The sequence below is a fragment of the Pseudoalteromonas sp. L21 genome, assembly GCF_021728035.1.
Classification (GTDB): domain Bacteria; phylum Pseudomonadota; class Gammaproteobacteria; order Enterobacterales; family Alteromonadaceae; genus Pseudoalteromonas; species Pseudoalteromonas arabiensis.
On sequence record NZ_JAKKCV010000001.1, the window covers coordinates 1,047,712 to 1,071,079 of the forward strand.

The 23,368-nt window shown below is 41.1% G+C and carries 26 protein-coding genes; 16 read left to right on the forward strand and 10 right to left on the reverse strand.

All coding sequences use genetic code 11. From position 1 onward, the window contains the following. Positions 1–19 precede the first annotated feature (19 nt). The 12 genes from L3V41_RS04775 to mgtE all read left to right on the forward strand — a co-directional run bounded on the left by L3V41_RS04775 (position 20) and on the right by mgtE (position 9,382). Positions 20–991 (forward strand): calcium/sodium antiporter, encoded by a 972-nt coding sequence (locus L3V41_RS04775; protein WP_193987852.1) that lies wholly within the window; start codon positions 20–22, stop codon positions 989–991. Positions 992–994: 3 nt separating this feature from the next. After that, positions 995–1,966 (forward strand): KpsF/GutQ family sugar-phosphate isomerase, encoded by a 972-nt coding sequence (locus tag L3V41_RS04780; RefSeq protein ID WP_062568561.1) that lies wholly within the window; start codon positions 995–997, stop codon positions 1,964–1,966. Between the two features lie 2 nt (positions 1,967–1,968). Continuing rightward, the gene (kdsC, locus tag L3V41_RS04785; protein WP_062568560.1) at positions 1,969–2,520 is read left to right on the forward strand and encodes a 3-deoxy-manno-octulosonate-8-phosphatase KdsC; all 552 of its coding nucleotides are present in this window, start codon (positions 1,969–1,971) and stop codon (positions 2,518–2,520) included. After that, positions 2,517–3,071: an LPS export ABC transporter periplasmic protein LptC gene (lptC, locus tag L3V41_RS04790; protein WP_062568559.1), complete on the forward strand. Its 555-nt coding sequence runs from the start codon at positions 2,517–2,519 to the stop codon at positions 3,069–3,071. The genes kdsC and lptC overlap by 4 nt, the downstream gene beginning before the upstream one ends. Next, the gene (gene lptA, locus L3V41_RS04795; RefSeq protein WP_062568558.1) at positions 3,061–3,582 is read left to right on the forward strand and encodes a lipopolysaccharide transport periplasmic protein LptA; all 522 of its coding nucleotides are present in this window, start codon (positions 3,061–3,063) and stop codon (positions 3,580–3,582) included. Before lptC ends, lptA begins: the two co-directional genes overlap by 11 nt. Beyond that, a complete protein-coding gene (gene lptB, locus L3V41_RS04800) occupies positions 3,579–4,304 on the forward strand; it encodes an LPS export ABC transporter ATP-binding protein (RefSeq protein ID WP_062568557.1) in 726 nt (241 codons plus the stop codon). Before lptA ends, lptB begins: the two co-directional genes overlap by 4 nt. Before the next feature lie 108 nt (positions 4,305–4,412). Further along, positions 4,413–5,912: an RNA polymerase factor sigma-54 gene (locus L3V41_RS04805; RefSeq protein WP_062568556.1), complete on the forward strand. Its 1,500-nt coding sequence runs from the start codon at positions 4,413–4,415 to the stop codon at positions 5,910–5,912. 26 nt (positions 5,913–5,938) lie between these two features. Further along, the gene (gene hpf / locus L3V41_RS04810; RefSeq protein WP_062568555.1) at positions 5,939–6,226 is read left to right on the forward strand and encodes a ribosome hibernation promoting factor; all 288 of its coding nucleotides are present in this window, start codon (positions 5,939–5,941) and stop codon (positions 6,224–6,226) included. Positions 6,227–6,229: 3 nt separating this feature from the next. Further along, positions 6,230–6,682 carry a PTS IIA-like nitrogen regulatory protein PtsN gene (ptsN, locus tag L3V41_RS04815; protein WP_062568554.1) on the forward strand — a complete coding sequence of 151 codons (453 nt, stop codon included), beginning with the start codon at positions 6,230–6,232 and terminating at the stop codon, positions 6,680–6,682. Beyond that, positions 6,683–7,528 (forward strand): RNase adapter RapZ, encoded by an 846-nt coding sequence (rapZ, locus tag L3V41_RS04820; RefSeq protein ID WP_062568553.1) that lies wholly within the window; start codon positions 6,683–6,685, stop codon positions 7,526–7,528. 13 nt (positions 7,529–7,541) lie between these two features. Next, a complete protein-coding gene (locus tag L3V41_RS04825) occupies positions 7,542–7,814 on the forward strand; it encodes an HPr family phosphocarrier protein (protein ID WP_062568552.1) in 273 nt (90 codons plus the stop codon). A 209-nt stretch (positions 7,815–8,023) separates the two neighbouring features. Continuing rightward, positions 8,024–9,382: a magnesium transporter gene (gene mgtE / locus L3V41_RS04830; RefSeq protein ID WP_062568551.1), complete on the forward strand. Its 1,359-nt coding sequence runs from the start codon at positions 8,024–8,026 to the stop codon at positions 9,380–9,382. A 35-nt stretch (positions 9,383–9,417) separates the two neighbouring features. On the opposite strand, the gene L3V41_RS04835 is transcribed toward mgtE, so the two are convergent. Further along, the gene (locus L3V41_RS04835; protein ID WP_237127232.1) at positions 9,418–11,598 is read right to left on the reverse strand and encodes a YgiQ family radical SAM protein; all 2,181 of its coding nucleotides are present in this window, start codon (positions 11,596–11,598) and stop codon (positions 9,418–9,420) included. Between the two features lie 122 nt (positions 11,599–11,720). Next, positions 11,721–13,916 carry an EAL domain-containing protein gene (locus tag L3V41_RS04840; RefSeq protein ID WP_237127233.1) on the reverse strand — a complete coding sequence of 732 codons (2,196 nt, stop codon included), beginning with the start codon at positions 13,914–13,916 and terminating at the stop codon, positions 11,721–11,723. A gap of 277 nt (positions 13,917–14,193) precedes the next feature. Between L3V41_RS04840 and L3V41_RS04845 the strand changes: the two genes are divergently transcribed. Together L3V41_RS04845 and L3V41_RS04850 are read left to right on the forward strand one after the other, a co-directional pair. After that, a complete protein-coding gene (locus tag L3V41_RS04845) occupies positions 14,194–14,679 on the forward strand; it encodes a hypothetical protein (RefSeq protein WP_237114486.1) in 486 nt (161 codons plus the stop codon). Further along, the gene (locus tag L3V41_RS04850; RefSeq protein WP_237127234.1) at positions 14,648–15,535 is read left to right on the forward strand and encodes a TIGR03899 family protein; all 888 of its coding nucleotides are present in this window, start codon (positions 14,648–14,650) and stop codon (positions 15,533–15,535) included. The genes L3V41_RS04845 and L3V41_RS04850 overlap by 32 nt, the downstream gene beginning before the upstream one ends. A gap of 30 nt (positions 15,536–15,565) precedes the next feature. Here the strand turns inward: L3V41_RS04850 and L3V41_RS04855 are convergent, their stop codons facing one another. From L3V41_RS04855 to dusA, 7 genes are all read right to left on the reverse strand, one after another. Beyond that, complete coding sequence (locus tag L3V41_RS04855; protein WP_130149630.1) at positions 15,566–16,333, reverse strand: TIGR04219 family outer membrane beta-barrel protein; 768 nt, start codon at positions 16,331–16,333, stop codon at positions 15,566–15,568. A 4-nt stretch (positions 16,334–16,337) separates the two neighbouring features. Continuing rightward, the gene (locus tag L3V41_RS04860; RefSeq protein WP_062568545.1) at positions 16,338–17,324 is read right to left on the reverse strand and encodes a DUF2333 family protein; all 987 of its coding nucleotides are present in this window, start codon (positions 17,322–17,324) and stop codon (positions 16,338–16,340) included. Positions 17,325–17,332: 8 nt separating this feature from the next. Next, positions 17,333–17,839: a copper chaperone PCu(A)C gene (locus L3V41_RS04865; protein ID WP_062568544.1), complete on the reverse strand. Its 507-nt coding sequence runs from the start codon at positions 17,837–17,839 to the stop codon at positions 17,333–17,335. An 80-nt stretch (positions 17,840–17,919) separates the two neighbouring features. After that, on the reverse strand, positions 17,920–18,246 hold the full coding sequence (locus L3V41_RS04870) for a hypothetical protein (protein WP_062568543.1): 327 nt from the start codon (positions 18,244–18,246) through the stop codon (positions 17,920–17,922). Positions 18,247–18,255: 9 nt separating this feature from the next. Continuing rightward, entirely contained in the window at positions 18,256–18,462 is a 207-nt protein-coding gene (locus L3V41_RS04875) for a PspC domain-containing protein (RefSeq protein ID WP_193988998.1), read from the reverse strand. Between the two features lie 10 nt (positions 18,463–18,472). Continuing rightward, entirely contained in the window at positions 18,473–19,147 is a 675-nt protein-coding gene (locus L3V41_RS04880) for a PspA/IM30 family protein (RefSeq protein ID WP_237127235.1), read from the reverse strand. A gap of 236 nt (positions 19,148–19,383) precedes the next feature. Beyond that, on the reverse strand, positions 19,384–20,397 hold the full coding sequence (gene dusA, locus L3V41_RS04885) for a tRNA dihydrouridine(20/20a) synthase DusA (RefSeq protein ID WP_267135527.1): 1,014 nt from the start codon (positions 20,395–20,397) through the stop codon (positions 19,384–19,386). Between the two features lie 614 nt (positions 20,398–21,011). Between dusA and L3V41_RS04890 the strand changes: the two genes are divergently transcribed. Continuing rightward, on the forward strand, positions 21,012–21,278 hold the full coding sequence (locus L3V41_RS04890) for a helix-turn-helix transcriptional regulator (protein ID WP_083515294.1): 267 nt from the start codon (positions 21,012–21,014) through the stop codon (positions 21,276–21,278). After that, the gene (locus tag L3V41_RS04895) at positions 21,265–22,650 is read left to right on the forward strand and encodes a HipA domain-containing protein (protein WP_237127236.1); all 1,386 of its coding nucleotides are present in this window, start codon (positions 21,265–21,267) and stop codon (positions 22,648–22,650) included. Before L3V41_RS04890 ends, L3V41_RS04895 begins: the two co-directional genes overlap by 14 nt. A gap of 238 nt (positions 22,651–22,888) precedes the next feature. On the opposite strand, the gene L3V41_RS04900 is transcribed toward L3V41_RS04895, so the two are convergent. Next, positions 22,889–23,368 carry a hypothetical protein gene (locus L3V41_RS04900; protein ID WP_237127237.1) on the reverse strand — a complete coding sequence of 160 codons (480 nt, stop codon included), beginning with the start codon at positions 23,366–23,368 and terminating at the stop codon, positions 22,889–22,891.

The window sequence follows — 23,368 nt, forward strand, 5'->3', positions numbered from 1 at the left end:
GTAATATTGGCGTATAAAAATGGTGACTTCTTTTGTCATTTTAATTATCGGTTTTGCCGCACTTGTATGGAGTGCAGACCGTTTTGTTTACGGGGCAGCGGCACTGGCAAAAAACATGGGGATCCCAACCCTAATCATTGGCCTTACGGTTGTTGCCATGGGTTCATCGGCACCCGAAATGATGGTGTCAGCATCAGCAGCCCTTGCAGGCAAAACAGATACCGCGGTAGGGAATGCTGTTGGCTCTAATATTACTAATATCTTACTAGTATTAGGTATTACAGCACTGTTAAGGCCTTTATCTGTTTCTTCAACAACACTCAAACGTGAGATGCCATTAGTACTATTAGTGTCGGTGGCTTCTTGGTACATATTCTCTGATAACTTCTTCTCATTTGCTGAGGGTGTTGCGCTCCTTATTGGCTTTATTGTTTTTATTGCAGGCTTAGTTATTATTTCTTTAAGAGATAAAAACCAAGCGGATGACCCTTTCGTTTCAGAAGCGTGTGAAGATATCCCTGATAATGTTTCTACAGGCTCAGCTTTGTTTTGGCTTGTCGTGGGTATGATCCTTCTTCCTATCAGTTCACACTTTCTGGTTGGTTCGGCAGTAGATATTGCAAAATACTTTGGCTTAAGCGACTTAGTGATTGGGTTAACCATCATTGCTATTGGCACCAGTTTACCTGAACTAGCAGCCTGTATTGCCGGGGTACTAAAAAATGAAGATGATTTAGCCTTAGGTAACATTGTTGGCTCAAACTTATTCAACCTATTGGCGGTACTGCCTCTTGCAGGGATTATCAACCCATCAATCATCGACCCTTCAGCGGCTAACCGAGATGCTTTGATTATGATTGGCGCAACCATAGCTTTAATCGCCATGTCATTGAACTTAAGAGGTGCTCGTCGTATCAATAGAATTGAAGGTGGTTTATTGTTAGTCGCATTTATTGCATACCAAGGCTATATTTTCAGTCAAATAGGATAACAAATGACGCAGCAAAGCTTTATTGCGCAAGGTAAGCGAGTTCTTGAAGTTGAAGCGCAAGCATTAAGAGAAATTGAACAGTATATCAATGCTGATTTCGAACATGCTTGCCAATTAATGTTTCATTGCACAGGTCGTATTATTGTCATAGGTATGGGTAAATCAGGCCATATCGGCAACAAAATAGCCGCTACATTAGCAAGTACAGGCACCCCTGCATTTTTTGTTCACCCAGGTGAAGCGAGTCATGGTGATTTAGGTATGATCACACGTGAAGATGTTGTGATGTGCATTTCAAATTCAGGTGAAACCAGTGAAGTGCTTGGTATTATTCCTGTTATTAAGCGTATTGGCGCAAAAATGATATCTCTAACAGGTAACCCTAACTCAACTATGGGGAAGCTATCGGATGTCCATGTGTGCATCAAAGTTAGCCAAGAAGCGTGTCCATTGGGCCTCGCCCCTACTGCCAGCACCACTGCGACATTAGTTATGGGCGATGCGATAGCCGTTGCCCTACTCGAAGCGCGCGGTTTTACTGCCGATGACTTTGCTTTATCTCACCCTGGGGGGAGCCTAGGTAAGCGTTTATTACTGAGCCTTGAAGACGTCATGCATACTGGCAGTGCCACACCTATCGTTACCGAATCCCAAAGTGTTAAAGATGCACTAATAGAAATGTCAGCCAAAGGCCTCGGTATGACAGCTATTGTCGATGAAAACAAAAAGCTTGCAGGTCTGTTTACTGACGGTGATTTACGCCGTATTTTAGAGCAACGTGTCGATATTCATAACACATCGATTAGCCAAGTAATGACGCGCTCATGCACCACCGCACATGCTGATATGCTCGCTGCGGAAGCATTGAATATTATGGAACGAAAACGCATTAACGGTTTAATAATAATCGATGAAAGTAATACACCGATTGGCGCACTTAATATGCAAGACCTTTTAAAAGCAGGGGTACTTTAAAGATGACGTTTGCCGAGCTTTATCAGCCATTAAGCACCGATGTAAGCCAACGTGCTCAGAAAATAAAACTACTCATTTGCGATATTGATGGCGTTTTCTCTGATGGCCGTATTTACTTAGGAAATAACGGTGAAGAACTCAAAGCGTTCAATACCAAAGATGGCTTTGGTATTAAAGCATTAATAAATAGTGGCTTTGAGGTTGCGGTTATTACAGGGCGACATTCACAAATAGTTCAGCAACGCATGACTAGCCTAACAGTACAACACATTTATCAAGGTCAAGAAAACAAGCTTATTGCGTATCAAGAATTAAAAGACAAACTGACTTTGAGCGATGAGCAAATAGCCTATATCGGTGATGATGGCCCTGATTTACCTGTCATGGAAAAAGTAGGCTTTGCGGTTGCTGTAAACGATGCTCACCCACTTATAAAAAGACTCGCTCATTACACCACCATGTTACCCGGAGGGTTTGGCGCTGTGCGAGAGCTTACAGATTTATTAATGCTGGAAAACGCGAAAGCGTTAACAACTGATGGAACCAGCGCATGAATATAGCCCGTATTTTACTGAGTATTGTTTTTGTTTGTTGCATGATCTGGTTATGGTATCCGTACTTTAGCCAACCAACAGGCGCAATAAACAGTGAAGACGAGATAATCGCAACACCGGATTACACCGCCATTGCGCTAAAGCAAACGGCGTATGATGAGCAAGGTAACATCAGCCATAAAGTCGCTGCGGCTAAAATGGAGCTATACCAGCAATTAGGGTTTACTTTTTTTGAACAGCCTATTTTTACCATTTATGGGGATCAACAGGTTTGGCAGGTGAAAGCAAAAGAGGCTACCTTGTACGAAAACGATCAACTTATTTTTGAAGGTGACGTTGTTGCAAAAAATCTAACTCATAATGGCATGATTGAAGATATCAACGCAGAAAATATCAATGTCGATATTGAAAAAATGACCATGTACTCAAAACAACCTGTTACATTAACAGGCCCAAACTTAAAGATTACCGGTAAAGGTTTAAAAGCTGATTTAAAAGCCGAAATCGTCGAGTTAACTAACCATACACGAACCATATACTATGACCAATAAACTTAAAAAATTACTTCTAATCCCAAGCTTATTGATTGCGTTTTCAAGCGCTGCTGCAGACCAAGCGGGTACTCCTATCAGCATTAGCTCAGATCGCCAAGTAGGTCAGTTAAAAAATGGAGTCGGGATTTTTGAAGAAAATGTAGAAATAACCCATGGTAATCGTCGTATTACCGCAGATCGCCTAGAAGCACATGCTGGTGAGGTTGATGGTACTGTTTCACTTATCATTGCCACAGGTAAGCCAGCCTACTTTGAAGAAAAACAAGAAGATGGCACGGTTATGAGCGCCAGTGCAGACGAAGTACGTTACGATGTAGCAAAGCGTTTACTCACCTTAGTTGGCGATGCACAAGTGACACAAGCAGGGCAAAAAGTCAGTGCAAAAAGTATAACTTATGACATGGAACAACAACTCATTAGTGCTGAAAAAGACGAAAATTCAACGGATCGTGTGCATACAATCTTAGTGCCTGTTGATAATAAAAAAGATGATAAAGGCCAGCCATGAGTACATTAAAAGCAGAGCTGTTAGCAAAGAGCTATAAGGGTCGCCAAGTTGTCAAAAATGTGGGACTAGAAGTCGAAGCTGGCAGTATTGTTGGCTTACTAGGCCCTAACGGTGCAGGTAAAACCACCACCTTCTACATGATTGTAGGGCTAGTGCCAAGCGACAAAGGTAAAATTAGTATTGATGACAACGACATCACTTTATTACCCATGCACAATCGCGCTCGATTAGGTATTGGCTATTTACCCCAAGAATCATCCATTTTTAGAAAGTTGACGGTCTACCAAAACCTGATGGCGATTCTTGAAACACGTAAAGATCTTAAAAAACAGCAACGAGAAGAAACACTCAATAACCTGCTTGATGAATTTAGTATTCAGCACATTCGAGATAGCCAAGGTATGGCGCTATCAGGAGGCGAGCGTCGCCGTGTTGAAATCGCGCGAGCATTAGCCGCAGATCCAAAATTTATTCTGCTAGATGAGCCTTTTGCTGGTGTTGATCCAATTTCAGTGTTAGATATAAAGAAAATTATAGAGCATTTGAAAAACCGTGGTATCGGTGTACTAATAACTGACCATAATGTTCGAGAAACCCTTGATGTTTGTGAAAAAGCCTACATTGTTTCTCATGGGGAGCTAATTGCATCAGGCACGCCTGAACACGTATTAGCAGACCAAACCGTACGCGATGTTTATCTAGGCGAGCAATTCAGGTTGTAACCAATACATCACCGACTAGAGCATCTGCTAGACTTACAATAATGACAACATATTGATATTGACTCAAAGTAGTATCAATAAATGATTTAAAAGGATTGTTAGGGATACATGAGGCAATCATTACAGCTGCGCATGGGCCAGCAACTTACAATGACTCCACAACTGCAACAAGCCATTCGCTTATTGCAACTTAGTACATTGGATCTCCAGCAAGAAATACAAGAAGCGCTTGATAGTAATCCTCTACTTGAAGTGGAAGAAGCGGATTACAGTGAAGACGCAATCGGTAAAAACGAACAAAAATCTGACTCTGATGATTCACAAGTCACTGCTACGGCAGAAGAAGCACCAAGTGAGTACGAGCAAGAAAGCAGTGATGCACTCAATAAAGATACCGTTAGTGACGACCTAGCAATGGACGTCACATGGGATGAGTACATGAGTGCAGCTCCTTCAACCTCTTCAGGGCCAATGCCAGAAGATGAGTCTATTTATCAAGGTGCGTCAACCGAAACTCTCCACGAATATCTGATGTGGCAACTACAGTTGACCCCATTTAGTCCAACTGATGAAGCAATTGCTGTTGCTATAGTCGAAGCTATTGATGACTCAGGTATTTTAACCGTCAGTTGTGAGGATATTGTTGAAAGCTTTAATCAAAACGATGATGAAGAAGAAGAAATAGAACTTGATGAAGTCGAAGCGGTCCTAAAAAGAATACAGCTATTTGATCCTGTCGGCATTGGTGCTCGCAGTTTACAAGAGTGCCTATGTATTCAACTTCGTCAATTCGATGCAGATACACCTTATTTGGCTGAAACTAAAATGGTTTTATCTGAGCACATCGAATTATTAGCAAGCCGCGACTATCGTACTTTGATGAAAAAGACTAAGCTTAAAGAAAACGAGCTAAAAGAAGTCATGACGCTTATCCATAGCTTGAACCCTAAGCCCGCGGATAGCATCGTACGTGAAGAGTCTGAATACGTCATACCCGACGTATCAGTAAAAAAAGTAAAAGGTCGTTGGGTCGTTGAGCTTAACCCTGACTGTATGCCAAAGATCAGAGTGAACAGCCAATATGCGGCTATGTCACGCTCTGTAAAATCAAGCAGCGACAGTCAGTTTATTCGCTCTCATCTGCAAGAAGCTAAGTGGTTTATTAAAAGCTTAGAGAGCCGGAATGATACTTTATTAAAAGTAACGAACTGTATTGTTCAACAACAACAGGCTTTCTTTGAACACGGCCCTGAGGCGATGAAACCGATGGTGCTAAATGATGTCGCTGAAATGGTCGAAATGCATGAATCGACGATTTCACGGGTTACAACGCAAAAATATATGCATACCCCAAGGGGTATTTTTGAGTTGAAATATTTCTTCTCAAGCCACGTCAGCACAGAAAATGGTGGCGAGTGTTCATCAACGGCAATACGCGCTTTAATCAAAAAGCTTATTGCCGCAGAAAACTCAGCGAAGCCATTGAGTGATAGTAAGATTGCAGATATATTGGCTGAGCAAGGAATTAAAGTAGCTAGACGTACAATTGCAAAATACCGAGAGTCTCTAGCAATACCGCCGTCTAATCAGCGTAAAAGCTTGATTTAGACGTTTTACATAGAAGGAAAATGCTTATGCAACTAAACCTAACTGGTCGTCATGTAGAAATCACAGATTCATTAAAAGACTATGTAAACACCAAGTTTGCGAAACTAGAAAGGCATTTTGATCATATTAATAATGTTCATGTCATTTTAGACGTAGAAAAATTAAGTCAAAAAGCAGAAGCAACTTTACATGTAAACGGAGGCGAACTGTTTGCCTCTACAGAGCATCAAGATATGTACGCGGCCATCGACTCGCTAATTGATAAGCTTGATCGCCAAGTAATTAAACACAAAGAGAAATTAGCTCGACACTAAATTATGAAACTTAGTTCACTTACTAGCCAGGACTGCAGCAAAGCTGCGGTCCTTTTTAATAGCAAAAAAAGAATTCTCGAATTTATCAGCGAACTCGCTCATGAGCAGCTTCCTCATCTATCGCAGCAAGATATTCTTAATGCTTTACTCAATCGAGAAAAATTGGGGAGCACAGGAATTGGTAGAGGTATTGCTATTCCGCATGGTCGTATGTCAGGTGCTGATAAACCGCATGCGTTTATTATAGTGAGCGAATCTCCAATTAACTTTGACGCAATTGACAACCGCCCTGTTGATATTTTTGTTGCACTCATCGTACCTGATGGAGACTGCCAACTTCATTTAAAGACCTTATCAACAATTGCTGATAGACTAAAAGACAAAGAATTTTGTAAACAGTTACGCAGCGCTAAAACCGATCAGGAACTGTTTCAAGTTATTGCATCAGAGGCATAAATGGAATTAATTATTATCAGTGGCCGTTCTGGCTCAGGTAAATCAGTCGCTTTACGAGTCCTTGAGGATCTTGGTTATTATTGCGTTGATAATATTCCTGTAAACCTATTACCTTCGCTAGTGCGCAGCGTCTCTGATAATTACGACAAAATAGCAGTCAGTATCGACGTACGTAACCTGCCAAAAGAGCAACAAGAATTTAATGATATTCTTGAATACTTGCCAGGTTTCGCCAATCCAACCTTATTTTACCTTGATAGTGATGATCAAACACTCATTAGACGTTTCTCTGAGACAAGACGTTTACATCCGCTTTCTTTAGATTCTTTACCACTCGATTTAGCAATTAAGCAAGAAAAAATACTGCTCGATGTACTAATTACCCGCGCCGACTTTATGATCGACACAACGGATTTAAGTGTACATCAGCTAGCAGAGTCAATTCGTGAGAAGATTCTCGGTAAAAAAGACAAAAAGCTTATTATTACCTTTATGTCATTTGGCTTTAAGCATGGTATCCCGAAAGAAGCTGACTATGTATTTGATGCACGCTTTTTACCAAACCCACACTGGGAGCCAGATCTTAAGCCACTTACGGGTCTCGACCAACCAGTTAAAGATTACCTTGCAAGCCATAGCATAGTGCAAAAATTTACTTGGCAGATTCAAACCTTTGTGCAAACGTGGTTACCACACCTTGAACGTAATAACCGCAGCTATTTAACGATCGCAATTGGCTGCACAGGTGGACAGCATCGCTCGGTTTACTTAGCACAGACGATTGGTGAAAGTTTCGCGAAAAGCCATGCGAATGTAAAAATTCGCCATCGTGAGCAAGACTTATAATAAGGGCTTTAACATGTATGCTGAAAATACGTTTTTAATTCAAAACAAACTTGGCTTACACGCTCGGGCAGCAACTGTACTTGCACAACTTGCACTTCAATTTGATGCTAAAATTATGTTATATCAAGATGACAAAGAAGCTGAAGGTGACAGTGTACTTGCTCTAATGTTATTAGAAAGCAGCCAAGGTAAAGAAGTACGCGTTGTATGCGAAGGCCCTGATGCAACTGCTGCACTTAATGCAATAGGTGAATTAATAGCACAACGCTTTCATGAGCAAGAATAGCATTTGCTAAGCACGAAAGATTTGCGTTAAACTTAACTTAGGTATTTAAATTCCTCTTAAATATCTTACTTTTAAGTCATTCGTTCATCTTATATAACAAATATTCTTAATATAATGGTTGCTTTAAACGATAACTCAGCAAATTTATTATTGTGCAACTATGCTGTATTTATTTAGCCAGAGCTCACTTTTTAGTTGTAAGGACGCCAATGCCAGAAGCCTTTGAACAAGATTACCCACTACAACAACTTAAACAGGTGACCAAGTCACTTAATAGTGGTCAATTTGTTCAAGTGCGCGGTATGCTAGCTAAAACAGCACCTTGCGATACAGCACTGTTACTTGAGTCATCTCCTCATAAAATCCGCCGCATGTTGTGGCAACTCGTTGATCCAGATGTACGTGGTGACGTACTTGAAGAGCTTTCAGAAGATGTACGCCTTGGCATTATTGCCCAGATGGAACCTGAGCATATTGCCGCCGCAACTGAGGACATGGACGATGATGACTTAGGTGAAGTACTTCGTAGCTTACCTGATACTGTTTATCAAGATGTTGTCGGGGCTATGGATACGCAAGATAGAGAAAGAGCGACCCAAGCACTTTCTTATCAGGAGCGCTCTGCAGGCGCACTAATGAATAGTGATACCGTCACTATTCGCCCCGATGTCACATTAGACGTTGTACTGCGTTATTTACGTCTACGTGGTGAGCTACCTGAAGGTACAGATGATCTGTACGTGGTTGATAAACATAATTGCTTTTTAGGTGCCTTGTCATTAACAACACTTTTAACCAGCCCATCAGACAAAATTGTTCGCGATTTAATGGATGAAGAATGTGAGTCTATTCTCATTTCGATGGACGAAAGTGATGTTGCTCAACTATTCGAGCGTCATAACTGGATTTCAGCGCCTGTTGTGGATGATAACGCCCACTTGCTTGGTCGTATAACCATCGATGACATCGTTGACGTCATTCGTGAAGATGCAGAGCATAGCATGCTTAGCCTTGCGGGTCTTGATGATGAAGAAGACACCTTTGCACCCGTTCTGAAAAGCTCGCAGCGTCGCTCTATTTGGCTTGGGGTGAACCTATTAACCGCATTGTTAGCTGCCATCGTTGCAAGCTTCTTTGAAAACACCTTAGCAATCTTACCAATCCTTGCGGTACTTAATGGAATTGTGCCTTCAATGGGGGGAGTTGCTGGTAGCCAAACACTTACTTTAGTTATTCGTGGTATAGCCGTTGGCCATATTAATCAAACCAACCAACGCTTTTTATTACTCAAAGAACTCGCGATTGGGGCGCTAAATGGTGTTATTTGGTCGATATTAATCGCCGGTGTTGTCGCACTCTGGCAGTGGGACTTTAAGCTCGGTGCGGTGCTTGCCTTTGCGATGTTTATGAATCTCGTTGCAGCAGGTATTGCTGGTGCGAGCATTCCTTTGATCTTAAAGAAAATGAAAATTGACCCTGCTCTTGCAGGCAGTGTCGTGCTGACCACCGTCACCGATATTGTGGGCATTTTTGCCTTTTTAGGCACCGCAACCTGGTTATTAATTTAATATAAAAACGGCCCTTCTAAGGGCCGTTTTTATTTCTATTTACTTGCACGCTGCTTATTTTTACCAACTCTAGGTTTAGTATTGGCCTTTTTAAACTGGCTAAAACCAGTGTGACGTGTCAGTGCTGCACGGCCTTTACCGCCCTTTCCTTTCGCTGCTTTCTCATTGCGGCTCTCTTCAGGTATCAAGCAATTTGGTCCTTTACCAATTAAGTTCGCCTTACCCATTTTTTTCAGCGCTTCACGGATCATTGGCCAACCTGCTGGATCATGATAACGCAATATAGCCTTATGTAAGCGACGCTGGCGTGCACCTTTTGGCACAGCTACTTGCTCAGTATTGTTTTTAATATTACGCAGCGAGTTCATCTCAGTATGATAAATCGTTGTTGCATTTGCCATGGGTGATGGATAAAAATTCTGCACTTGATCAAGCTTAAAGTCATTACTCTTTAACCACAGCGCCATGTTCACCATATCTTCGTCTTTGGTGCCTGGATGAGCAGAAATAAAATACGGGATCAAGTACTGCTTCTTACCCGCTTCTTTCGAATACTTATCAAATAACTCTTTAAACTTATCGTAGGCACCCATACCTGGCTTCATCATTTTAGAGAGCGGGCCATCTTCAGTATGCTCTGGGGCTATTTTCAAGTAACCACCAACATGGTGAGTAACTAACTCTTTTACGTAACGAGGATCTTCAACTGCTAAGTCATAACGAACGCCAGAGGCAATTAAAATCTTCTTCACGCCTTTAACGTCACGAGCCTTTTTATAAAGTTCGATAGTTGGCGTGTGATCAGTGTCCATGTGCTTACAAATATCAGGGTATACACAGGATAAACGACGACACGTACTTTCTGCTTTTTTACTCTTACAACGCAGCTTGTACATATTCGCTGTCGGCCCACCTAAATCAGAAATAACCCCTGTAAAGCCTGGCACTTTGTCACGAATTTGCTCAATTTCATCAATGATTGATTGCTCAGAACGACTTTGGATAATGCGCCCTTCATGTTCAGTAATCGAACAGAATGAACACCCGCCGAAACAGCCACGCATAATATTCACTGAGGTTTTGATCATCTCGTAGGCAGGGATTTTCTCATCACCATAACTTGGATGTGGAATACGCTGATAGGGTAAACCGAATACCCCATCCATCTCTTCTGTTTCAAGTGGGAATGCAGGCGGATTGACCCAAATAGAACGATCGCCATGACGCTGAAATAACGCACGCGCACAGCCTGGGTTTGTTTCTTGGTGTAAAATACGCGATGCATGGGCATAAAGTGGTTTATTCACACTCACTTGCTCATACGCTGGCAACTTTACGTATGTCTTTTCCCATGGCTTAGGCCGTGCAGGTTGAATAGTAATTGGTTTAGCAGCCTCGGCGGTTAAATCAATACCCGCTTGTTTAAACTCAGACTTACTACAACCAACATCATCGGCACCATACGGATTTGGAATTGGATCAATCTTACCGACTTTATCGATGGCAGTGGAATCACTACCACGCCAGCCAGGTAAAGGCTCTTTACGAATAACCGCAGTACCGCGGATATCTTGAATAGTCTCTATGGCTTCGCCACCAGCGATGCGGTGGGCAACCTCAACTAATGGACGCTCAGCATTACCGTAAATTAAAATGTCGGCTTTGGCATCAAACAACACACTTCGACGTACTTTTTCTTGCCAGTAATCATAATGAGCAATTCGACGTAAACTCGCCTCAATACCACCGATGATCAACGGCACGTCTTTATAGGCCTCGCGACAACGTTGGCTATATACAACCACCGCACGGTCAGGACGTTTACCGCCTATGTTACCTGGTGTATAAGCATCATCATGACGCATACGCTTTTCTGCGGTATAACGGTTGATCATTGAGTCCATGTTACCCGCGGTTACACCAAAGAATAAGTTAGGCTTACCTAATGCCATAAAAGCATCTTTAGAGTTCCAATCAGGCTGGGCAATGATACCAACACGAAACCCCTGTGATTCAAGCATGCGACCAATCACCGCCATACCAAAGCTAGGATGATCAACATACGCATCACCGCTGACGATAATAATGTCACAGCTATCCCAGCCCAACGCATCCATCTCAGCGCGAGTAGTGGGTAAAAATGGCGCTGTGCCATAGCATTCGGCCCAATATTTAGGGTAAGAAAACAGGCCGCGCTCGGCTTTTAATGCGCTCATAAAATGTACTCTGCTACCAAAAGGGGGCGAATTATACCCCACTATGAGTCATTATTATAGAAAACAAAACGCCCTTCAATTTGAAGGGCGTTAGCATGTGGGTGCATTTTTTAAAGAGCCACTTAATGCTTGGCTTGCAAATACGTTATTAACTCTTTTTCTGGCATAGGCTTAGCATACATAAAGCCTTGTACTTCATCACAGCCAAGCTCTAGAAGATAATCAGCTTGAGCTTGTGTTTCCACCCCTTCTGCGATGGTTTTCAAGCCGAGTCTTGCACCTAAAGAAATAATTAACGCTGCAATTGCTTCACTATCTTTATCTGGTAAGTCTTTGACAAATGCCCTATCAATTTTTAAGCGATCTAACGGGAGTTGTTGTAAATAACTGAGTGATGAAAAACCAGTACCGAAATCATCAATCGCAATCTCTATGCCAAACTCTTTCAATTCTTTTAAGGTGGTAATGACACTTGCAAGTTCGTCCATAACCACGCTTTCTGTTACTTCTAACTCTATAAATTGCGGCTTAACTTGGTATTGATTTAATGTATCTTTTACCTGCTGCGCGTAACCTTTCACTTTAAACTGAGGCACTGACACATTAACCGCTATACTAATTTCGATGCCCATGGCTTCAAGTCGCTTTTGCTGCATACATGCTTGTTCAAGTACCCATTGGCCAATATCAACAATTAAGCCAGCATCTTCGGCCATAGGCACAAAAATAGCCGGAGAAATATATTGACCATTACCAGAGGGCCAACGCAACAATGCCTCACAGCCAATAATCTTAAGGGTCGTTAAATCAAGTTGTGGCTGAAACCATACTTCTAGTTTACGTTGCTCAAAGTCTTGACGTAACTGTCTAATAATTCCTAATCGCCACGCCATTTTTTCTTCCATATCAGGCGTATAAGTTACCACAGCTTCCATTGACTGCTTTTTAGCTTGGTTTAGCGCGATATAACCTAGTTTTAAAGTCTCGATCCCTGCTTGCTGAAAATCACTTTGGTTACATAAACCTATTTTAAAATTAATAGGTAAAATATGTTCTCCTGCATTGAATGGCAAACTCAAATGCTCTCGAAGTAGCTCAAGATCATACTGCTCTTTTGGCAATAGTAAACCAAACACATCCGCACCAATACGCGATATTAGCTCTGCATTAGGGTATTCTTGCTCAAGCCTTTCAACGATGGCCATTAATAACAGGTTGCCAATTTCTTGACCTAAGCCATTGTTTATATCTGAAAAATGCGCAACATCTATTAATAAAAATACGTAATCATTTTTATTTGGGTGGTAGAAGCGTTCAATTTTGTTCATAAAATCATTGCGGTTAGACAGGCCCGTTAAGATATCTTTATAGGCAGCATCACGCAGTCGATTAAATAAACGCACATTATCTAATCCTACACTGACGTTGGTGAGGAATATTTCAGCAAACTGAAGTTGTGACGGGCTTGGAATATGCTCTGTTTCCAAGTAGATTGCTGCTTGACGGTTTTTACTTTTCAGTAAGTAAGTGCTATCGATATCTGTATGTTGGTGCTGTGACTGCTCTAGGCAATTTTTAACTTGTAAAATAATGCGACCATCATCAAGTTGTTCAATACCTTGTCCAATAAAACTGTTATATTCTGCACAGCCCCCTAACACACATATTTGATTATCATCTTCTAAGGAGCCACACACGACCCCTTTCGGCTCACAATCTAAAATAAACGATAACTGTTTAATCACAGCCATCGTAAATGCTTTAATATCAGTAAACCCTAAAATAGCTTTTGAAGCATAAAGAATGTTATTCAGCGCACGACTTTGAAACTCAAGTTGACAAACTTGCTCATAGGAGCGAATAGCAGTAACCAGTGATGTAATCAGCTTACTACGTGTTAATTCTGTTTTCGTCTTGTAATCATTAATATCATACTCACGAATTACCTTTTCTTCTGGGGCATAACCTGGTTGTCCTGTTCGTAAAATAATGCGTACGTTATGGTTATTTAGGCATTCGCGAACTTGTTTAACCACCTGCAAGCCTGCATCATCAGACTCCATCACAACATCAAGTAATACAACAGAAATTGATAGGTTTTCTTTAAGGACAGTGAGCGCCTCGGCTCCTGAGTAGGCGTGATGAAAGCGTAACGTTTTATCCCAAAACTCTACACCAGAGAGGGCAAGTTTAGTAACAGAATGTATTTCTGGGTCATCATCAACGATTAACACATCCCAAAAATCCGAAACAGACTCCTCTAACGGCTGTTCATCATCCTGATCACTAAATAAAAAGTCGTTACTCTCTGATGCCATTAATAATTCCTTAGACTACCCATCTAAAAACTGCAACGATGGTTCCGTCCCATTTTACAGCCTTGATGGAAAATTCTACCACTTAATTTGACTATGATACATTGCTGATAACTTATATTGTGTAGATTATAGTCTATGATACGTATAATGTTATGAAAGCTATAAAATTATTACCTGAGGTGAGATTATTAAACTCTTCGTTCTGTGTATAAAGACACTGTTTATATGTGCCCTTATAATTTTAGTAATTGGGCTGATGCTTGCACAGCAATATACTGTGAATAAAGCAATAACAGTCACCGCTAAGCGTGACGATATTGCCTCGCTCGTTACGGACTTGAACCAATGGCCACAATGGCAACCTTGGGAAGCAGTCGATCCGAGTATTCAGTTTACAATAGCAGAACCAAGTCAAGGTGTCGGCGCCCATCAATTTTGGGATAGTCGCTGGGGAGCGGGTGAAATGACAATTACACAAATGAACGACGAAGGAATGAGCTTCAACATTTTATTTAACCAAGAACACATTGCTCGAGGTTCTATTCGTTACTTAAATCAAGGCAATGATGTTGAAATCATATGCACGCTTCATGGTGAGGTAAACACCCCAATTATAGGTGGCTACCTTGCCCTTTTAAGCCAATACATACTTAACAACACGGTAAAGCTTGCGCTTAATAATATAAAAACACATGCGCAATTAACCACTACCAACAAGGCCAATGCCAGCGATGACAGTCAAAACGGCACAAGCAAGAGTTAACCTTGCCAATATTATAGAAAACCAACTCGGGTATTCTATTCATAAGTCCCCTTCTGCAAGAATTAATAACCTAGACAGTGATAGCTATTCTTCACAAGGGCAACAACAACTTCCCTACAAAATAAAGGCTGATGTCGGCTTATTAGAGCGAGCTCACACTCGTCAAGAGATTCAATTTATTAAACGCCAAGAAAACATAGAAACAATCATGGCTATGGCAATGGGCTTTTGCCCTGATGTAACAGGACGCCATCAACCTGACTCGGATTGGATAGAGCGTTTCATAAGTTTATGCGAAGATACGGCCAATACTTCAATGCAAAAGCTCTGGGCTAAGATATTGGCAGGTGAAACTGTTTCGCCTGGTACTTTTTCCATAAAAAGCCTGCAAACACTCAAGCATATGACTCAGCGTGAAGCTGACGCACTTCAGCGCTGCACGTCGCTATGTGGTTTTAATGAAAAAGATAACAGCAACCTTATTTTGTTGGGCTTTTATAAAAAGCCTTCCTTGTTTGATTTACTACGTAAAGGTAACAAGGTGTCATTAAACTTAGGTAAAACACCTGTCAGTTTTCCTGATATTTTGACACTGATGGATATTAACCTGTTATACCGAAAAGAGATCGAATCGGCTGTTTTAAAAGCCGGACAGGAATTTAATTTAAGCTTTATGCATCAGCGCTTAACCCTAAAAGCAAAAAGTAATGACTTAGTACTGAGCTATTATAAATTTACACAAACGGGGGATGAGCTAAGAAAGCTTATTGCCTCACCTGTTAACAAGGCCTACAAACAAATAGTATCTACATCGTTAGAAGAGGAATTCGAAACTAGCTGGCAAGTAAACAAATAACCTGCCAGCTACTTTTACTAAGTAAAGTGCTTAGAAGTGTACTTGAATACCCGCAAATGGGCCTGATGCATCAATATCTGTATAAATATCATCAACATCATCAAGCTCTAAGGTCATTGAGCGGTAACCGGCTTTAACGTCTAAATCAACCGCAAGATTATCAAGTAACGCATACGCGATACCCACTTGGTAGTCTTGTACTTTGCTATCATCAATCGCAAGCATACTTCCTTCAAAGAAAACGCTCAGACCTGTCAGTGGCAAACCCACTTCCGCACGACCGTAAACTAAAGGAACGAAGCCAGAAAAATCAACACGTTCTGTTGATGCAGGGCCACCATTTTGTGACGTACCAGTGACAACGATATCACCATCAAATTGCTTTGCGTTTAAGCCTAAATCAATCGAAACGAGATCATTATCAAAAATCTCGTAATAAAGAATATAATCGATATGAGATAAATCACTCACCGTGCCTACTTGCGTACCAACAACGTAATCAGCATCACCAAAACTAAACGTATCATCTAAGGTTGTTGAGCCATTTAGCTCAAGCTCAGTGTACTTAAATTTAAAGTTAGGAACTAAAGGTACGGGATGCTCTAGTGCCGCGTAATAACTAATGAATGTCTCATCATCATAATTAAAGTTTTGTAAGTTGTCGTTTTGAGCAAAACTACCACTATTATCTGACCGCCAGCCATCAACACCCAAGTACAGGCCCAATAAAGTATCAGCTTGTGCTGTAGGTGCTAAACAGGCCATCGACAGCGCGGCCGCTAAACAGTACTTTTTCATCATTTTATCCTTGCGCTAAAAGTTCGCTAAGTTCAATTAGAGCCGCATTGGCTCGCGAAATATAATTTGCCATCACCAGTGAATGGTTTGCTACAAAGCCAAACCCACTGCCATTGAGAATCATCGGGCTCCACACTGTTTCTTGTGTAGCCTCTAATTCACGAATAATTTGCTGCAGGCTCACTCGAGCATTTTTCTTTTCTAGTACATCGGCAAAATCATACTCCACCGCTTGTAAAAAGTGCAGTAATGCCCATGTTGCACCTCGCGATTCATAAAATACATCATCAATTTGCCACCAAGATGTTTTCACTTGATTTTGCAATGGCGTGTACGTTGCTTGATGAGCCGCTGTATCGCCGGCTAAGTCTGTGTTTAAACGTTCTTGACCGACACTGGCACTTAATCGTTGGCTTAAGCTACCAAGGCGCTTCTCAGCCTCTTTTAGCCAGCTACGCAAGTTATCTGCACGAGCATAAAATTGACTGTCTCTGTCATTTTGGTCGGCAATTTGGCTACGGTAAACAATGAGGTAATTGATACCTTTTTGATACTCTGCTTCTGCACTAGGCCATGCCCACGCCTCAGAGCTAATATTAAATTGTGGTTGTGCCTTTTTAAGTGCTGCATGTTCTGTTGATTGAGATTGTGAACGGCTAAAATCTTTTCGCATCGACAACACTAAGTCTCGCGTCATCTCAAGCGCGCCATATTCCCATGCAGGCATATTATCCATCATTACACTCGGTGGCATAATATCATTAGATAGATAACCACCCGGTTTATTTAACAGTGTATCAGCAACGTTGATCAGTGTGCTTGTCGTGGTATAGCCCGTCACAAATTTATCGCCGCGCATTTGTGCTTCTTGCTTCGCCTTGCTTACCACATCCATACGAGCAGGCTCACTACTCCAATAAACGGCAATTGCATAAAAAATAATTAAAATTATAAGCAACGCACTGGCTATTTTTCCTTTGTGTTCAGACATATTATCTCCTAGTGATGTGAGTGCTCTTTACTTTTTTGCGGTTTTTCTTCTGTCATTGTTTGTAAAGATACAACTTTAGCTTGAGTAAAAACGCGATTTCCATCTTTAAAATATAGCGTGAGTTTTCGTTCTTGCCCTGCTTGTAGCTTATCTTCTGGCTCAAACACCATCAAATGATACCCCCCAGGTTTAAACTCAACGCTGCTGTGGGCATCAATCTCTAATGATAAAACCTGCTCCATTTTCATCATGCCATCCACATGTGTATGCTGATGAATTTCAACGCGCCCCAAACCATCTAGTTCAGCCTTCGTTAAAACAGCAGCATGATTGCTAGGGTTTGTGATAGTCATATAGGCAACACTGGCTTTGCTCGCGGGTAAAAACTCACGGACTTGCGCATTACTGACTGAAATTTCAGCGCTATCAGTATGGTCATGACCACTATGAGCAAATGAAAAAGTGCTATAAAGTAAACTTGCAGTAAGAAAAGAGAGTGCGGGTAACAGCTTCATCGTGCTTTAATCCTTGTTAAGACATCAACTTACCCGCTAAATTTAGCATACTTTGTTTATTAAGGCAGTTTATTAAGGCGCTAAGCCGCTGATTTTTTGTTATCAGCAATCAACCAGCATAATGCGGCGATTAACAACAATGGCCATGCAACCATCACTGAGCCAAATAGAAACGCAAGCACAACACCTATCACAGCAACAACACCAGCGCCAAGTAGGCCAATAGTGAATAATGCAACACCTGCCACAACGGCAATCACTGCCACTATCGCACCGATGACTTCAAGCCCTGCCCAGCTCATATCAGCAATTGATAACGGCAACTGCCACGAGTCAAACGATACGAATGACACTGCATCGGTACACAGCAATAGCATTGCTAAGACGATGATAGCTAACGTTTTCATGCTCTACTCCTAGTAACCTTTTACTGGTAAAGAACAGTGAGCAACTAAATAACCCACGCCTATTAACAGCGGCATATTAATCAGTAATATGATCATCACCAATCGCGTAGACCATACTGGAAACCCTAAGCGCGCAGCGAGTCCACTGCACACTCCCGAGATTTTCTTATTGCTTAAATCTCGGTACCAACGTGATGATGTATGATAAGTGTTCATCATTAACCTCCTAAGCTGACTGCTTCATCGTAGCTTTTAAATCAGCAAGCTCTTTATCGATCGCCTCATTTTTCTCTAAGGCAGCGATTTGAGCAGCGGTTGAGTTGGCAGCATCTGCGTGCGTTAACTCGTACGCTTCGACTTGCGATTCAATGTTTTCAACGCGCTGCTCTAAGTAGTCAAAACGCGCTAGTGCATCCGTCACCTTATTGCTATGCAACTGCTCTTTTACTTTTAAACGTGCTGTAACGACGCGCTCTTTTTGCATATAGGTCAGTTGCTTGGCTTTGGCATCTGCAAGCTTGTTTTGTAAACGCTGACAATCTTCAGTTAATTTAGACAGTGATTCAGCCACCTTATCCATTTCAGCTTGCTGCGCTTCAATCTCTGTAATTAAGCGCTGCTTTTCTACTAGTGCAGCTTTGGCAAGGTCGTCACGCTCTTTACTCAGCGCTTTTTCTGCTTTCGCTTGCCAGTCTGCTACTTTCGTTTGTTTTGCAGCTATTTCACGCTTCATTTGCTTTTCTTGCGTTAAAAATGTCGCAGCGGTTGCACGGCATTCAGTTAGTGCATCCTGCATTTCTTGCACGAGTAGATTAAGTAACTTTTCAGGGTCTTCCGCTTTATCGAGTGCTGCAGAAAGATTTGCCTGAATAATGTCATTTACGCGATTTAATACACCCATGTGACTCTCCTGTTGATAATTGGGTTAATACAGCTAGGAGATTCCAATTCTTGTGCCAACTAACAAATAAAATTAATTTATTAAATAAATACAAAGCGTTAAATTACTTAAGTTTAGCTTTCGGCTGACTAGTGACTGAATGAAAAATAACTAATTTGACTAAAAAGCTAACTTTTTCACCAAATTTTAGGATCAAAAAAAGCCACAAAATGTGGCTTTTTTAACGAGATATATGATTAGGCTTCTGGGACAAAACTTAAGGCTTTATCCATAACAGATAAGTCAGCCGCTTTACCGTGCCCGTTCTCAGACAAATGACGTCTAAAACCACGCGCACCTGGTTGCCCTTGGAAAATCCCCAACATGTGACGAGCAATATGCCAAAAATTAGCGCCGTTACTCATTTCATCTTCAATATAGTCATACATAGCGCGCACAACCTGATGACGATTAAGCATAAAAGCTTCATCACCATAAATTTTTTCATCCACTTCAGATAAAATAAATGGATTACTATACGCTTCACGGCCAATCATAACACCGTCAACATACTCAAGATGAGCTATGCTATCAGCGATGGTTTTCACGCCGCCATTTAAGCTTAAGTGCAGTTGTGGGTAATCTGTTTTCAACTGATAAACACGCGGGTAATCTAGAGGTGGGATCTCACGGTTTTCTTTTGGACTTAGACCATTTAACCATGCTTTACGGGCATGAATAATAAAGTCATCACACCCCACATCATGACTTGCTTCTATTAAGGCACACAAAAACTCATACGAGTCTTGCTCATCAATACCAATGCGAGTTTTAACAGTAACAGGAATAGTTACCTCGGCCTTCATTGCTGCAACGCAGTCAGCAACGAGTTTAGGCTCAGCCATTAAACAAGCACCAAAGCGACCATTTTGAACGCGATCAGACGGACATCCCACATTTAAATTTACTTCATGATAGCCGCGTTCAGCCGCTAATTTAGCACACTTCGCCAACGCTTCTGGGTCAGAGCCACCAAGTTGCAATGCCACAGGCCCTTCATGCTCATTAAAGTGTAAGTAGTCACCTTTACCAAATAAAATAGCGCCGGTTGTCACCATCTCAGTGTATAGCACAGCATGCTTAGTCATTTTACGGTGAAAGGTTCGACAATGACGATCAGTCCAATCCAGCATAGGTGCCACGCTAAACCGTCTAAACCCTGTATTACCTGCTATTACTGGGCTAGAGCCCTTATTTAGTGTGTTACTCATATAGTCTGAATTGCCTTGAATTACCTTAAATCGCCGCGAGTTTCGATATACAGTCACCCTATAGTCACCCCCGCGGGGTAGGACTGATCGATAACTTAGGGTTACTCAATGGCTTCATACAATATCGAAAAACGCCGTCTTGCTTCAGGCGACTACCGCTACAAGTGCGTAGTACGCGAGAAGTCTAAAGGAAAGATTATACACAACGAAAGTAAAACATTCAGTAAAAGAGTACTGGCAGAAAGCCTAGGCAAAAAACACTTCCGAATTAGACGTAGCCTATGCAATTTTGAGTGATGATATCCATTCAATGCATATTATTTCTATTGGAGAGGCGCACGATTGGATACAAGAATACTCGTTAGGTTACAAAGGTCCTCAAAGTGCAGAAGTAAGGAGTGCTATTAAAACGTCCCTAGACTTCTAGACAGAGAATTAAAAGTAAATTATAACTGACTTTTAAAGAAAAAAGGCTTTTTAAAACCTATAAGTTAATTATATTTGACTTATAACCAATTCAGCATTACTTTATATTTAAAAGTAAATAATAATTAACTTATATGGGTAATTTAGCCAAAACAAACAGAACAGGTAAGGCGGTTAAGGCAACAGCCATGCCTAACTTATCAGAACGCTTTACCCCGACTCAACTCGCTGAAGCGATCACTGCAAAGCGAACAGGTATGAAGCTGTCTTTAGTAGATGTATCTGAAGCATTATCGATTTCAAAGCCAACGCTGGTGAAAATAGAAAAAGGCAATACCAATGTAAAGTTAACGAACCTACTCAAAGTAATGGAATACCTTGGTCTTTCATTTAGCCTTCTTTGTGATGATGCTACTTCCAAAGAAGGAACAGAGGTAAGTGATGACTGGTACTGATCTAAATACCCTGAACGTTTATATCGGTCATGGTCGTAAAATTGCGATAATAACCATTCCTGTAGGCTCTGAAACCGAATTAACCTTAACTTACGAGCCTGATTGGATCAAAGAGGGTTTTGCTATCTCGCCCCACCTGCCTTTGAACGGTGAGTTTGATCACAGGGCTGTCCGTAACTTTTTACAAAACTTGTTGCCTGAGGGTAAAGGGTTAGAAGAGATCATTAGTAATACAACTATCTCCAAAAATAATACCTTTGGGCTTATCAAGATCATCGGCGCTGACACATCTGGCGCGTTATCATTTACAAGTCAAAACAATGAAGAAACCGAAACTTCATTTCGAGAAGTCACTAATGAAGAACTAACCGAAAAGCTAGCTCGTTTTAAGAATGCTGGAGAATCTATTACTTATTGGGATGGTCGTACAAGGCTATCAGTCGCGGGTGTACAAGATAAACTCAACTTATTAGAAATTGAGGGCAAATTAGGGTTTGGTGAAGGCCAGCTTTGCTCCAATAAGATCTTTAAGTTTGAAACGGGAAAAGCACCTTTTATCGCCGTGAATGAGTTATTTACCATGTTATTGGCAAAGCATTCGGGTATTGATGTACCAAACGTAGCAGTACGAAAATACGGAGAAGTCAGTGCGTTTGTGATTGACCGTTTTGACCGCAAGTTAATAACTGAGCAACAGCGTGTTATGCGCCGTCACATTATCGATGGCTGCCAAGCAACCAACCTACCCCCATCATACAAATACGAACGTCAACATGGTGATGAAGGCGACGGTATTTATATTCGTGATGGTGTGTCTTTTGTGAAGCTATTTAATGTACAAACAACTAATGCCGAAGCGTACCAAACACAACTTATACGCTGGATGACCTTTAATATTTTGGTACGCAACTATGATGCGCACGGCAAGAACATCAGTTTCTTTGTGGGTAAACAAGGGCTAAGTCTTACGCCATTTTACGATTTAGTAAATATTGAGGCCATTATTCGAGAGATCCAAGCAAGACAAGCTGAGGAAAATTCTAAAATACCAATGGCAAACCAATTTGCGATGTCTATAGGTGAATATGGTTCTGGCAGTGCAGGTAATTTTAATCACCCATTTACCGCTTACATGTTGGCTGACTTCGCCCAAGAATTCGAAATATCGCTCGCACGTCTGCAATTGTTGATGAGGCAAATGATTAAACAAGTGCAAAGCTCTGTTGATTTAGCCAAAGCTGATGCGCTTAAACAGCAGTTAACTGATTCTGAAATACAGCATGTTGATACCTGTATTCAAATCATTGATGAAGCAGTTGAAGAGCTAAGTTCAGAGGTGGATAAAATAACGGAAATGAGCGACTTAATTTAGTGTGAATTTCTAGCTATTTCTATTTATTTCATTAAAGTGGCATGACAATAAGTAGGCATCGAATAAAAGTACTTATAAATCATATGATTAAATCGATTTTTTCGCGTGTATGATTACTTTCTAACATGGGTGCTACAGAAAAACGGCACATGGCTTAATCGAAGATCAGATGATGAAAAGAGGCGAAGAAGTGTACTGCAATCTCACTTCTTCGATGAATAAAATAAAAATGTAAAGACTACATTTTCACTTCGTTTAGAAGGTGCTCAAGGTTTTTGCCTGTAAGCTCTAAAACAGTGATTTCAAGCTCTTTATAATCTTCATTTTTCAGATTAACCAATTTAGCACCCACTGCAATGCGAGCAACTTTCTGGGCAGGATCTATCTCTACAATTTCAATGGATGCATGTGTATCATGATCTTTTGACTGTACGTAATACTCGCTAAAGAAAGTACCATCGGCACGCACATTTGAATTGTTATCAGACTCAGACTGCAAAAGTGTGCCCTTTTTAAGATCACTTTTACGAATAGAAAAGCTGTATTCCGCCACATTAGCATGGCCTACAATTATCGTAACGGCGCTCTCCCCATTAATTTTAAAATCGTGGTCGGTCACTTCAATCACTTTTAGCTTACCACTATCATAGGTTGGCTCCATGCAAGCGCCTAAACTAAAAATCAGAAAAATAGATAAAATAACATTTTTAATGAGCAT

Bases quoted from the DNA above. Each gene is read 5' to 3' on its own strand.
- L3V41_RS04855 (WP_130149630.1), bottom strand. From the start codon at position 16,333: ATGAAAAAGTACTGTTTAGCGGCCGCGCTGTCGATGGCCTGTTTAGCA.
- L3V41_RS04895 (WP_237127236.1), top strand. From the start codon at position 21,265: ATGACTGGTACTGATCTAAATACCCTGAACGTTTATATCGGTCATGGT.
- L3V41_RS04825 (WP_062568552.1), top strand. From the start codon at position 7,542: ATGTATGCTGAAAATACGTTTTTAATTCAAAACAAACTTGGCTTACAC.
- mgtE (WP_062568551.1), top strand. From the start codon at position 8,024: ATGCCAGAAGCCTTTGAACAAGATTACCCACTACAACAACTTAAACAG.
- L3V41_RS04850 (WP_237127234.1), top strand. From the start codon at position 14,648: ATGACAGTCAAAACGGCACAAGCAAGAGTTAACCTTGCCAATATTATA.
- L3V41_RS04805 (WP_062568556.1), top strand. From the start codon at position 4,413: ATGAGGCAATCATTACAGCTGCGCATGGGCCAGCAACTTACAATGACT.
- lptC (WP_062568559.1), top strand. From the start codon at position 2,517: ATGAATATAGCCCGTATTTTACTGAGTATTGTTTTTGTTTGTTGCATG.
- L3V41_RS04870 (WP_062568543.1), bottom strand. From the start codon at position 18,246: ATGAAAACGTTAGCTATCATCGTCTTAGCAATGCTATTGCTGTGTACC.
- L3V41_RS04890 (WP_083515294.1), top strand. From the start codon at position 21,012: ATGCCTAACTTATCAGAACGCTTTACCCCGACTCAACTCGCTGAAGCG.
- L3V41_RS04880 (WP_237127235.1), bottom strand. From the start codon at position 19,147: ATGGGTGTATTAAATCGCGTAAATGACATTATTCAGGCAAATCTTTCT.
- L3V41_RS04875 (WP_193988998.1), bottom strand. From the start codon at position 18,462: ATGAACACTTATCATACATCATCACGTTGGTACCGAGATTTAAGCAAT.
- L3V41_RS04840 (WP_237127233.1), bottom strand. From the start codon at position 13,916: ATGGCATCAGAGAGTAACGACTTTTTATTTAGTGATCAGGATGATGAA.
- hpf (WP_062568555.1), top strand. From the start codon at position 5,939: ATGCAACTAAACCTAACTGGTCGTCATGTAGAAATCACAGATTCATTA.
- lptA (WP_062568558.1), top strand. From the start codon at position 3,061: ATGACCAATAAACTTAAAAAATTACTTCTAATCCCAAGCTTATTGATT.
- L3V41_RS04775 (WP_193987852.1), top strand. From the start codon at position 20: ATGGTGACTTCTTTTGTCATTTTAATTATCGGTTTTGCCGCACTTGTA.
- kdsC (WP_062568560.1), top strand. From the start codon at position 1,969: ATGACGTTTGCCGAGCTTTATCAGCCATTAAGCACCGATGTAAGCCAA.
- dusA (WP_267135527.1), bottom strand. From the start codon at position 20,397: ATGAGTAACACACTAAATAAGGGCTCTAGCCCAGTAATAGCAGGTAAT.
- L3V41_RS04835 (WP_237127232.1), bottom strand. From the start codon at position 11,598: ATGAGCGCATTAAAAGCCGAGCGCGGCCTGTTTTCTTACCCTAAATAT.
- L3V41_RS04780 (WP_062568561.1), top strand. From the start codon at position 995: ATGACGCAGCAAAGCTTTATTGCGCAAGGTAAGCGAGTTCTTGAAGTT.
- L3V41_RS04860 (WP_062568545.1), bottom strand. From the start codon at position 17,324: ATGTCTGAACACAAAGGAAAAATAGCCAGTGCGTTGCTTATAATTTTA.
- L3V41_RS04900 (WP_237127237.1), bottom strand. From the start codon at position 23,368: ATGCTCATTAAAAATGTTATTTTATCTATTTTTCTGATTTTTAGTTTA.
- ptsN (WP_062568554.1), top strand. From the start codon at position 6,230: ATGAAACTTAGTTCACTTACTAGCCAGGACTGCAGCAAAGCTGCGGTC.
- rapZ (WP_062568553.1), top strand. From the start codon at position 6,683: ATGGAATTAATTATTATCAGTGGCCGTTCTGGCTCAGGTAAATCAGTC.
- L3V41_RS04865 (WP_062568544.1), bottom strand. From the start codon at position 17,839: ATGAAGCTGTTACCCGCACTCTCTTTTCTTACTGCAAGTTTACTTTAT.
- lptB (WP_062568557.1), top strand. From the start codon at position 3,579: ATGAGTACATTAAAAGCAGAGCTGTTAGCAAAGAGCTATAAGGGTCGC.